Annotated in this window: 10 protein-coding genes; 8 read left to right on the top strand and 2 right to left on the bottom strand. The window is 56.2% G+C overall.

Features of this window, described 5'->3' with window-relative positions; translation table 11 throughout:
• The first annotated feature begins 53 nt into the window (after positions 1-53).
• Complete coding sequence (locus MY069_RS10475; RefSeq protein WP_482793730.1) at positions 54-977, top strand: ParA family protein; 924 nt, start codon at positions 54-56, stop codon at positions 975-977.
• A 2-nt stretch (positions 978-979) separates the two neighbouring features.
• On the opposite strand, the gene MY069_RS10470 is transcribed toward MY069_RS10475, so the two are convergent.
• Positions 980-1,990: an RluA family pseudouridine synthase gene (locus MY069_RS10470; protein ID WP_482793729.1), complete on the bottom strand. Its 1,011-nt coding sequence runs from the start codon at positions 1,988-1,990 to the stop codon at positions 980-982.
• 77 nt (positions 1,991-2,067) lie between these two features.
• On the opposite strand from MY069_RS10470, the gene MY069_RS10465 reads away from it, so the two are divergent.
• The 3 genes from MY069_RS10465 (at position 2,068) to MY069_RS10455 (ending at position 6,339) form a co-directional block, all read left to right on the top strand.
• Positions 2,068-3,798 carry an alkaline phosphatase D family protein gene (locus tag MY069_RS10465; RefSeq protein ID WP_482793728.1) on the top strand — a complete coding sequence of 577 codons (1,731 nt, stop codon included), beginning with the start codon at positions 2,068-2,070 and terminating at the stop codon, positions 3,796-3,798.
• Between the two features lie 83 nt (positions 3,799-3,881).
• The gene (locus MY069_RS10460) at positions 3,882-4,805 is read left to right on the top strand and encodes an SDR family NAD(P)-dependent oxidoreductase (RefSeq protein WP_482793727.1); all 924 of its coding nucleotides are present in this window, start codon (positions 3,882-3,884) and stop codon (positions 4,803-4,805) included.
• 58 nt (positions 4,806-4,863) lie between these two features.
• Positions 4,864-6,339, top strand: a complete 1,476-nt coding sequence (locus MY069_RS10455; RefSeq protein WP_482793726.1) for a mechanosensitive ion channel family protein — start codon at positions 4,864-4,866, stop codon at positions 6,337-6,339.
• Here the strand turns inward: MY069_RS10455 and MY069_RS10450 are convergent.
• On the bottom strand, positions 6,336-7,055 hold the full coding sequence (locus tag MY069_RS10450; protein WP_482793725.1) for a hypothetical protein: 720 nt from the start codon (positions 7,053-7,055) through the stop codon (positions 6,336-6,338). The genes MY069_RS10455 and MY069_RS10450 overlap by 4 nt on opposite strands.
• Before the next feature lie 140 nt (positions 7,056-7,195).
• On the opposite strand from MY069_RS10450, the gene MY069_RS10445 reads away from it, so the two are divergent.
• The 4 genes from MY069_RS10445 (at position 7,196) to MY069_RS10430 (ending at position 11,810) form a co-directional block, all read left to right on the top strand.
• Complete coding sequence (locus MY069_RS10445) at positions 7,196-8,167, top strand: glycosyltransferase family 2 protein (protein ID WP_482793724.1); 972 nt, start codon at positions 7,196-7,198, stop codon at positions 8,165-8,167.
• Between the two features lie 94 nt (positions 8,168-8,261).
• Positions 8,262-8,633, top strand: a complete 372-nt coding sequence (locus MY069_RS10440; protein WP_482793723.1) for a BlaI/MecI/CopY family transcriptional regulator — start codon at positions 8,262-8,264, stop codon at positions 8,631-8,633.
• Positions 8,630-10,915: a M56 family metallopeptidase gene (locus tag MY069_RS10435; RefSeq protein ID WP_482793722.1), complete on the top strand. Its 2,286-nt coding sequence runs from the start codon at positions 8,630-8,632 to the stop codon at positions 10,913-10,915. Before MY069_RS10440 ends, MY069_RS10435 begins: the two co-directional genes overlap by 4 nt.
• 199 nt (positions 10,916-11,114) lie before the next feature.
• Complete coding sequence (locus MY069_RS10430; protein WP_482793721.1) at positions 11,115-11,810, top strand: pirin family protein; 696 nt, start codon at positions 11,115-11,117, stop codon at positions 11,808-11,810.
• Positions 11,811-11,881 lie beyond the last annotated feature (71 nt).

The following is an 11,881-nucleotide window of genomic DNA, read 5'->3' as shown; positions in this document are numbered from 1 at the left end:
CCTTCCGAGATCGAATCGGATATGCCAATAAAGCGGCGAGGGAGACTGACTTTATGTCTGCAACGATCGCGGCCGTCGCCAATCTCAAAGGCGGCGTTGGAAAATCGACCACCACGCTGATGTTAGCTGATGGGTTGGCTTATTATTACGGCGCTGATGTGCTGGTCGTGGACCTCGACCCACAAGCCAATTCTAGCCAAATGTTGTTGACCGATCGCGGTCTGCAAATGGCGTTTGAGCAGGGCAAGGGCGTTCATCACCTGATCAAACAGTTTGCCGATAATGAGCCGCCAAACTTGGCTAATCTGATCCTGCCAAACGCTGTGACGCTCGAAGAGCTTCGCAAGGCTGAAGAACGCGATGAGCGCATGGGCTGGATCTCGATCCTCCCAGCACATACGCAATTGCGTCTGACCGAGATGGAGCTTGAGGAAAAACTCTATACCAAAGGCATGGCGCCAAGCCGGCTCGCCAGCTATCTCGCCGGGCATATGGAAAAAGCGCTCGAGCCGCTGGCCAATCTATATGATGTGATCCTCATCGATACGCCGCCTTACTTGTCGCCCATGGCGCGCGCTGGCCTGTCGATCGCCAATCAATATGTCACGCCAACCTTGGCAGACTCTGTCTCAATCTGGGGCACCAAACAATTCTCCGATTGGATCATCGGCAATGTCACGCCGCATCTCGCCTCGAACAATTTTGTCGTGATTACGCGGTTCCGAAACACCAAATATGCGCGCACGGCTGAGACAGAGCTGAAAGAGATCTATCTCAAAGACCGCACATTTGGCCCGACGATTCCTGAATCTGTCCAGGCGTTGAACGCGATGGATCGCGCGGATCTCGATAGTTATGACACGCTGCGCGGTAAATATGGTCGGCTGCGGAATGACGTGAAACGCCTCGCTGAAAGCTTTGCCGGATTTCTGGCGAGCAAGTCGAATGGGCCGCCGCCAAAAATGGTGCGCGACTAGAACTAAAGCCGCTGTAAAGCCTGACGCAAAGCCATCAAATCATCCGGCAAAGGCGTTTCGACAAAGATCTGCTCGCCCGTGATCGGGTGCGTGAACCCCAGGCTCGCCGCATGTAGGGCTTGCCGCGTCAGCTTACGGGCAAGGCTTGTGGCCGCGTCAAAATCAGGTCCGCTACCATGCGCTTTGATCCCGCGATGGCGACCATAGACCGGGTCGCCGATCAGCGAATAACCAAGATGAGCGAGATGCACGCGGATTTGATGGGTCCGCCCGGTTTCTAATTTGCACTCGATCAAGGCCGCCGCTGGAAGCGCCTCGCTCTTGCTGATCTCGCCATAGGATTCGAGCGTCTTATAATGCGTAACGGCATGCCGCCCCTCACCATCCGGAACCACCGCCATTTTCTTGCGATCACGCGGGCTTCTGGCGATATCACCCGTAATCGTTCCCACAGACGGCCGCGGGCGCCCGCGGGTCAGCGCGAGATATGTGCGCTCGATGTCATGGGTCGCAAACAGCTCGGATAAGCCTTGATGCGCGCGTTCGGTCTTTGCGACGACCAAAACCCCGGTCGTCTCTTTATCAATGCGGTGGACAATCCCAGGCCGCTCCACCCCGCCAATCCCAGGCAGCTGACCTTTGCAGTGATGCAGCAAGGCATTCACCAAAGTGCCTTGCCAAGTGCCTGGGGCCGGGTGGACCGCCATGCCAGAGCCTTTGTTGATGAGGATCAAATGCTCGTCTTCGAACAAGACGTCCAAGGGAATGTCTTCCGGTTCTGGAACAGCCGGCACCGGATCGGGCATCAGAACAATATATTCAACGCCTGGAATGGCCGGCGTTTTTGGATCATCTTGGACCTGTTCGGACTTGGCGTTCCGCTGGCGAACATGGCCCTCTTTGATCAGCGTTTTCGCGCGTGATCTTGAGAGCGCCTCGAGCTGTTCGCTCAAGAAACGATCCAACCGGGTTCCCTTATCATTTTCGCCTGCTAAAGCTGATAATTCTGTCATAAGAGCGGTATAAACCGACCAGAAGGCAAAGGTCATGCTGCAATCGCAATTGCAGGCGCAAGAAGAGAGGCTGAATCATGGGGAAACTAACGCGGCGCGGGTTGCTTGGCGCGAGTGGCGGCATATTGGGTTTGGCGGCCTGTAGCCAAGAACCCATTATTGATTCCGAAGCGCGCATCACGGTCAGCCCAGATGATCGCGCGGCCTATCCTGGAACCGTCAATTTTATTCATGGGGTCGCCTCAGGCGATCCTTTGCCAGATAGCGTCATCATTTGGACGCGCGTCACCCCGGATGCAGCCTACCCCGATGTGCTCATTCCAGTCAGCTTTGGCGTGTTTGAAGATGAGGCGATGGAAAAGCCGGTGAAATATGGCCAAGGCTATGCCTCGCCGGATCGCGACTATACGGTAAAGGTCAATCTAACCGATCTGGAACCCGACACAGTCTATTATTACCGGTTCAGCGCAAAAGTCGCATCCGGCGATGTGGCCTCTCCGATTGGGCGCACGCGCACGACAGCGGCGGCAGGCGAAACCCCGGTTAAATTCGCGGTGATTTCTTGCTCAAACTATCCGTTTGGTCGGTTTCACGTGTATCGCGAAATCGCCAATACAGCTGACCTAGATGCGGTCATCCATCTCGGCGATTACATTTATGAATATGGCATTGATGGCTATGGCGGCTCTGTCGGCCAAGAAATTGACCGTAATCATGAACCGCCGCTCGAAATCGTCACGCTGGACGATTATCGAACCCGCCATGCGCAATATAAGACTGATGCCGACCTGCAAGCGGCGCATGCAGCCGCCCCGTGGATCTGCACATGGGATGATCATGAGAGCACCAACAATTCCTATCGGTCCGGCGCAGAAAACCATAATCCGGAGCAAAATGAAGGCAATTGGAGCGACCGCAAACAAGCTGCGGTGCAAGCCTATCTGGAGTGGATGCCGGTGCGCGACCCAGCTGTTGGGCGCGCGCGTGAAGCGCTTTATCGCCGGTTCGATTTTGGCGATGTCGCCTCGGTGATCTGCCTTGAAACCCGCCTCACCGGCCGCTCTGATGAGATTAGCTGGTTCGCCGAACTTGGGGGACTTGAGTCAAACCAAATCCCGTTTGCCGCCACAGAGACAATGATCCGGGTCCAGGATCCTGAACGGACCATGCTTGGCACCGCGCAAGAAGAGTGGCTCGATCGTGAGCTGAAATCCTCCACCGAATCCGGGAAGAGTTGGCAAGTCTTAGCCAACCAAATCATCATGGCTCGCGTGCGGCCGCCAAACTTCACCCGGACGCTCACCGATGAGCAAAAGGCGGCGCAAGATGTTGGCTATATTCAACAATTGATCCCGTTTAGTCAGCTCGGCTTGCCGTTTAACTTGGACGCTTGGGACGGGTTCCCGGCGGCGCGGGATCGGCTTTATGAAAGCGCGAAATCAGCAGGCGCGCGGCTTGTGACCTTAACCGGCGACACACATACTGCTTGGGCGAATACGCTGGTCGACGCCGATAGTGAGCAGCGCGGCGTTGAGTTTGGCTGCACCTCAGTGACCTCCCCTGGCCTCGGGACTTATATAAAAGATGTGCCTGATCTTGGGGCGCAATTTGTTGAAGCGAATGAGGAAGTCGATTTCTATGATCCTTTCGACAATGGCTTAATTGTCGTCACGCTCACCAAAGAGGATGTGCGCGCGGACTTTAAGAAAGTGTCTGACGTGACGCAGGAAACCTATACCGCCCGCGACGTTGCATCATATGTCACCACGCGCGACGGCGACGGTATGACACCGCTTAAAACTGGCTAAGACTGTGCGTCGCGGCGGCACCCTTGCCGCGGTCAAAAATCCATGCTGTCTCGCCACCAGATGAGACAGTTATGGAGGGCGCTATGGGCGTTTTAGACGGCAAAGTCATTCTGATCACCGGCGGCGGTAATGGCATCGGCAAAGAGTGTGCGCTCTTAGCCGCGCGCGAGGGCGCGAAAATCGTTGTGAATGATCTCGGCGGAGCGCTCACCGATAGCGGCGACGCATCTGGCGATGCCGGGCTTGCTGAGCAAGTGGCTCAGGAAATCCGTGATGCCGGCGGCGAGGCGGTGTCAAACTCGGAAAGCGTCACCGATCTTGGCGCCGTGCAAGGCATGGTCGAGCAAGCGAAAGACACGTTTGGCGGCTTGCACGGGATCATCAATCCAGCTGGTATCTTGCGCGATGGCATGTTCCACAAGATGAGCGAAGCTGACTGGAAAGCGGTGATCGACGTCCACTTGCATGGCTCGTTCAATGTTACGCGCGCCGCGGTGGAGCATTTCCGAGAGCAAGAGGATGGCAGCTTCGTTCTGTTCACCTCCACGTCCGGCCTGATCGGTAATATCGGCCAGGCCAACTATGCCGCGGCTAAAATGGGGATTGCCGGTCTTTCGCGCATCGTCGCCATGGAAGGTGCCCGGAAAAATGTACGCTCCAACATCATTGCACCATTTGCCTGGACGCGGATGATCGCCTCGATCCCGGTTAAGGACGAAGCGGGCGCCGAACGGGTTGAACGGATGCGGACCGGCATGCGCGCAGATCAAGTCGCCCAACTCGCCGTCACTCTTTGCGCCGACGGAGCAAAACACGTGAACGGGCAGATTTTCAGCGTTCGCGGCAATGAAGTTGTGCTGTTCAGCCAACCGCGGCCGGTGAAATCTGTGTCACGTTTGGAAGGCTGGACACCAGAAACCCTGATAGAACAGGGCTTTGGCGCGATGGAAGGTAGCTTCACCGATCTTGGCGCTACAACCTCTGTGTTCCCCTACCCGCCAGTCTAAGCTATCTCCGGCGGCGTGAGTTTTGCAGGCCTTGCGGCTTGTTGAGAGGACGACGCCGATGGAAAATGACAGCGAGCTGGCCGTCGAAGGCTGCGTGACGATCGAAGGTCAACGCATTTGCGGTGACAATCTCAGCGTGTCTGAAATCGCAGAAGCCGCGGAAACGCTGCCGGCGATTGAAGTGGTTGAAGCGCCTGAACCGAACGGCGGACCATTTGATTGGGCAGATCCGATCCTGGCAGACCCCTTGAGTTGGGCGCAATCGAACCTGCTAAACACCGAGCTGTTAATGCCATATCTGTGGCAGGTCGGCGCAATTATCGGAGCGCTTCTCATCGGCGCCATCCTGACCCCGCGCTTCCGTGATCTTGTGATCGCGGGGCTGGTGCGGCTGCCAAAAAACATCAGAGCCTTGGTCGAGGAGACCGCGCCCAAACTGGTTCGCCCAGCGCTCTGGGCCGCTCTACTTTACATCGCGCAAACCGCAATGACCGGGGCGGGCATGGAAAGCGCGATGGTGCGGATCGCCTCTTCGCTATCGCTCGCCTGGCTATTGATATTAGTGGTGACAGCTTTCTTGCCCGAAGCCTTCCGCAAACCTGCGGGCTGGGTGATCTGGGTGTTCGCCGCGTTTTACGCAATTGGCATTCTCGATGAGGTCATGACGTGGCTGAACTCGATTGGTCCACCGTTTGGCGGACGAACGATCAGCCCGGTCTTTGTGGTCCAAGCCATCGCGACCGTCGCGCTGTTTATGTTTGCGGCGAGCTGGCTCGCGAAGAAGCTGAAAACGCGCGTCGATGAGCTGCCGCAAGTTGAACCCTCCCTGCGCATCCTGATGGGCAATGCCGTTCAGATAGGTCTCTTCTTTGGTGCCGCTTTGCTGGCGATGGCGGGCCTCGGCATTCCATTGTCTGGCCTCGCTGTGCTCGGCGGTGCGATTGGGGTTGGTCTCGGCTTTGGGATGCAGCAAATCGTGGCGAATTTCATCTCAGGTGTCATTCTGCTCACCGACAGGTCGATCAAACCGGATGATGTGATCGAGGTCGACGAAACCTATGGCGTCGTGAAATCACTGGGCTTGCGCTATGCCTCCGTCATCACGCGTGACGGCAAAGAACACCTCATCCCGAACGAGATGTTGATCACGGACAAAGTGGTCAACTGGTCTTACTCTAATAAAGAAGTGCGGGTGAAACGCCGCCTCCGGGTCGAGTATGAAACTGATCTGCGCCAAGCGGTGGCTCTGGTCGAACAAGGCGCGATGCTAACCGATCGTGTGCTCGCGCGCCCGGCGCCGAAATGCCTGGTGATGGAGTTTGGCGACGAGGCGATCGAGATTGAAATTCGGTTCTGGATCAATGACCCAGAGAATGGCGTCTCAAATGTGTCGTCGGCGGTGATGCTGAACATTTGGGACAAGTTCACAGAAGCCGGGATCGATATCCCGCTGCGCCATGAAGATGTTCTGATCACACCAGGCTCGACGCTAAAAGTTGAAATGGTGAAAGCATCGAAGAACGAAGACGCCTAGCGCAGCAAACGGCCTTTTCGCGCGCGATCCACCATCAAGACAAAGCCGGTCACGACCATGGTCAGACCCAAAAATGCAAACAGTTTCATCCACCACGTGTCGAACCTGTCCTCGCCCGTCACGTCCATAATGTGAAACCGCCAAAGGACGTCAAAGATGCGCCAGAGATTGGTTCTCACGGATCGGATCTCGCCGGTTGTGGCATCAAAGTAGATCCGTTGCTGCGTGCGAGCATCTTCAATCACCCAAGCCGGCAGCGCACCGCCATATTCACGGGGTGCATGATCGATCAAATAGGTCGCCGTGGCTTCTGTTCCGGGAATACGCGCATCGCCCTCACCATTGGCGAACCGCCTTTGCAACGCCCGAAACGAGACTGAATCCAAGGGCGACCAAGTTTCGCCCGTGATCGCATCGATCATCTGTTTGGTCTCACTGGTCGTGATCACCCAGACCGGCCGATCCAGGAAGGGTTGCAACTGCGCGCCCAGCCACACGCCTTCGACTTTTGCCGCCGCCTCCGCCGCGCTGACCTGAACGGCCATGGTCTCTAAAGATCCATGTTCAATCTTTGGACGCCAAGGATCCCCGCGAATGATCTCAATCGGGAACAGGGTGAAGAACAGACCACTGACTGTCCAAAAGAACAGCTGGATGCCGACGACAATGCCAACAATTTTGTGCAAACGAGAAAACCGGCGCGCAGTAAGGGACATGTCTTGGCTCCAAGGCGATCGCCGGTTTGCTCGCACACTTAAGGGCTGGCGTTAAGCCCACCCGGCGGCCCCCGACGGATAAAAAGCCTTTAGCAACTTCTCTGTCCTATGACGGGTTCAAGTTCTGAGGAGGCCGGACTGTGCCCACGCTCTCAATTGTTGTGCCTATGTATAATGAAGAAGAGGCCATGGATGGCTTTTTCTCCCGCGTGCAACAGGTGCTGCAAACGGTCACGCCATCTTATGAAATCATCTGCGTCAATGATGGCAGCCGTGACCTAACGCTTGCCCGTTTGCGCGCCAAAGCCGAAACTGACCCCCGTGTGAAAGTGGTCAATCTGTCGAGGAACTTTGGCAAAGAGATCGCGCTCTCTGCAGGCTTAGACCATGCCTCTGGCGATGCGGTTATCCCCATCGACGCCGATTTGCAGGACCCGCCAGAAGTCATCCCTTTGATGCTGGCGAAATGGCGCGCTGGCGCAAAACTGGTGCTCGCCAAACGCCGCGATCGTTCCTCTGATTCTTGGCTCAAGCGGATGACCGCGAATGGGGCCTATTGGTTATTCTCTAAGCTGACCCACCCTAAAATTCCCCAAAATGTCGGCGATTTCCGTCTCATGGATCGCGAAGTGGTCGACGCTGTGAACCGCCTACCAGAGCGATCTCGCTTTATGAAAGGCCTGTTCGCTTGGATCGGATATGAAGCTGAGATTGTCGAATATGACCGGGAAGCGCGGTCTGCTGGCGAAACCAAGTGGAATTATTGGAAGCTTTGGAATTTCGCCCTGGATGGCATCACGTCATTCTCTTCCCTGCCGCTTCGCATTTGGTCCTATCTCGGCTTTGGGGTGAGCCTATTGGCAATGGCTTATCTCGCCTGGACAGTGACCAAAACGCTGGTCTTCGGAATGGATGTGCCCGGCTATGCGTCGTTGATGAGCGTCATCCTCTTCTTCAATGGGATTTCCCTGATCGGCATTGGCGTGATCGGCGAATATCTCGGCCGGATCTTTACCGAGGTCAAAGCGCGACCGCTGTATCTGGTCTCGGAAAAAATCGGCTTCGAAGCAGACGCCCAGTCTGACACGCCTGCGACTGAGAAGCGCGCTTAGTTCAATCGTTAAAAAATAACAAAAGAGTCATATTTTCCCTATTGACCACACTTGTAGTCGTCGCTATTGACCACATCTGTAGTCAAAAGGTGAGATGATGAGTCTACAAATCACTCCTGCTGAACTTGAAATCATGAAAGTGCTGTGGAAACGGCCTGGCATCGGGGCATCCGAAATTGTGAATGCCCTAGACGGTGAACAGGACTGGAGCCCGCGCACGGTTAAGACGCTGCTCTCGCGCTTGGTCGAGAAAGGCGCGCTCGAGACGCAAGCGGAAGGACGGCGCTATCTGTACCGCCCAACCGTCGCCAAGCGAGACTACCAAAAGAAAGAAGCTGGACAGTTGATTGATAAACTGTTTGGCGGACGCGCAGCGCCTTTGGTGGCGCAATTGGCTGATGCCCGTGGGCTCAGCGAAGATGATATCGAAGAACTCGAAGCTTTGTTGGGGAGATTAAAGCAATGAGCTGGACAGAATTTCACCCATTCGTTCAGGAAGCCATCCTAACCACCACCGCAGTCAGCGTGCTGGTCTTGTTCGTGCTCTTGATCCGAAAGCCATTCGCCCGTCGTTATGGCGCAAAAGCCGGTTACTTGCTGTGGGCGCTGCCTTTAGCGCGGTTCATAACCCCGCCTTTGCCAGGCAATTGGTCGCTTGCTGGACTGCTCGGCTTTACCCGTCCCGCGCCGGTCAGCGAGACGACGCCGATTGTCACCGAATCTATGCCGATCCGAAACATGTGGGTCGAAGCTCCAAATATAGCCGCTCCTATTGAAACGGCAGCTCCGGCTTCGACACCAGACGTCATTGTACTGAGACAACCCGAACTCGTGGTCGAATCCTCGACCGGAACAAGCTTGCTGGAGGCCACCCTGGTCCAGGCACCCCTGATCCTGACTTGTGTCTGGCTCACCGGGGTGGTCCTCTGGCTTGGTCGTTCGATCTATCAACAGCGCCAGTTCCTCAGCTTGATAAAAGCCGACTCTGAGCCCGCGGAATCCGCCACTGTTGCTGAAACGCAGCGGATTGCGAAACAACTCGGCATCAAGCGGGTACCAGATGTCCGCGCCAGCCTGCTCTGCAGCGGTCCATTGGTCACTGGCCTCAAGAACCCCGTCATTTTGCTGCCGATGTGGTTTGAAGAAGACTATGACGCCACTGAGCGTCGGGACGCTTTGGTCCACGAGCTGATGCACCTCAAGCGCCGCGATCTCTGGGCCTTCCAAGCGGCTCGGATCGTCGCCGCTACCCAGTGGTTCAACCCGCTCGCTTATACGGCACTTCGGGCGTTCCGGACCGATCAGGAAGCGGCGTGTGATGCTGACGTCATCGCCCGCGCAAAACTCTCTCCAGCTGCTTATGGCCGCACTTTGGTCAAGGCTGCACGCCTTGCCCGCCCCTCGGATCGTCGCATCGCTGCGGCGAGCCTAACCCTCGCTCATCCCATAAAAGAAAGACTAATAATGATGACGCACCCTACTCCGACCCTTCGTAGCCGCCTGATGGGCGGAACCCTGGCCGTGGCGCTTGGCGCTGGCGCTGTCTTTGCGACTGCCTCTTGCACTTCATCGGTCGCGCAGGAACTTGATGGCGCACCGCAAGAGGGTGGCTCTAGCACGCACTCAATCACCGTCGATCATGACACAGATATGTCCTTTTCCGTGACCGTAGATGGCGAGACCTTCTCTTTCGATATGGCTGACCTACCGCCGATGCCGCCCATGCCGGCTATGCCAGCCATGCCGGGCATGGTGTTCGAGCAAGACGGAAACAGCTTCCATATGGAATTTGATACCGATAAGCTCGAAGCGCTCGAAGACAGCCCTGAATTCGCTGAGTGGGAATCCAAAATGGAAGCCTGGGGCGAAGAAATGGAAGCCTGGGGCGAGCTCGTTGAAGAACGCGCAGAAGCCTGGACCGAGAATATGGAACCCCACATTGAAGCCTGGGCCGATGCACAGTCTGAGCGGTGGGAAAGCCAGGTTGAGCTAATGGTCGAACGGGCCGAGCGCGATGCAGAACGTGCTGAGCGCATGGTTGAACGCCAAGCCGCCCGTATGGAACGCGATGCCGCCCGCGCGCAGCGTGATGCGGAACGCGCCGAGCACCGCAATTCTTGGGTCTGGCACCGAAGCCAAAACGATGAAGGCGGCGGCGGCGGCTATACCGGCGTAACCGAGCCTGAAACCCGCGACTTCGGCAATAATTCCTTCAGCAAAGTCAATGTCGGTAGCGGTGTCGCAGTCGTCTACACACAGGATCCAAACGCCTCGATCACAGCAACATTGAAGCGCGGCAGCTGGGACCAGATCGACATCAAAGTTGATAATGACACGCTGATCGCGAAGAAGAAAAAGAACAGCAAATGGGGACGGTATGGACCACAAATCACAGTCTATGCGTCATCGCCTAATCTAAGCTCTGTTGATGCGTCTTCCGGCTCTTCTTTCAAAGGAAATGTGATCGCTGGTGACCTTCGGGTGGATGCTTCAAGTGGCTCGTCTCTTTCGATGGAAGGTGCCTGCAAAAATCTCGATCTCGATGCATCATCTGGCTCCAGCGTATCGCTGAACAAGCTGGAATGTGAAAGCGCCGATGTCGACGCGTCAAGCGGATCTTCGATCAGCGTCTATGCCTCGAAAAAAGTCGATGTCGACGCGTCGAGTGGGTCTTCGATCTCTGTGAGCGGCAAACCCAGCGACGTCACCACAGACAAGTCTAGCGGCGCTTCCGTTCGTATCCGCTAGGACTTTCGCAAGCTCTCCTCCCCGAACCCGCACGCACATGGGTTTCCCTTGAGAGTTAAACCCCGCCCTTCCCCGGGCGGGGTTTTTTGGTCGATCCGCGACCCATACCAAAACAGCAGAATTGAATTCAGTTCCGTCTCTCTACCCTCACGGAGCAGCGATGCCACTTTGTCGACATCGCAGCACAAAGGAGACTGTCATGATTGAGATCAGACGCTTTTCCGATCTTGGAACATTTCAAAATGAATGGCTGAACGCCCATTATCATTTTTCCTTCTCTCACTATCACGACCCCGATCGCATGGGGCACGGTAAACTGCGGGTTTGGAACGATGATACGATCCTACCGCAGACGGGGTTCCCGCCGCATGGACATCGCGACATGGAAATCATCACTTATGTCCGAACTGGCGCGATCACCCACCAGGACTCGATGGGCAATAAAGGCCGCACCGAGGCTGGCGATGTGCAAGTCATGAGCGCTGGGCGCGGAGTCCAACATTCAGAGTGGAACGCTGAAGGCGAAGACACCACGCTCTTTCAGCTTTGGATCGAACCCGCAAACACAGGCGGTGATCCTGATTGGGGCGCCAAAGCGTTTCCTAAAGCCGACCGGTCCGGAGAATGGGCCACCCTCGCCAGCGGACGGGGTGAAGCTGGCGCGTTGCCAATTCGCCAAGACGCCGCTGTCCTCGGCGCCACACTGAAAGCCGGAGAGCAGCTCGATTATAGTGTCAAAGCCGGGCGGTATGGCTATTTGGTCTTAGCCGCCGGGTCGATCGAACTGAATGGCGAAGTTCTGCACGCCCGCGATGGCGCGGCGATTACGGGCGCATCTACACTCACTCTAAAAGGCTTAGAAGACGCCGAAATCGTATTTGTGGACACGATTTAATCTATCCCTCGCAAGGCCGTGATTGGAATAGAGAGGAGTTTTGCCCTATATTCTATTCAGTTTTGACCACG

The organism is Hyphomonas sp. ske169, from assembly GCF_056850855.1.
Note: the sequence above shows the minus strand (reverse complement) of the source record. Positions and strands in the feature narration are given on the sequence as shown.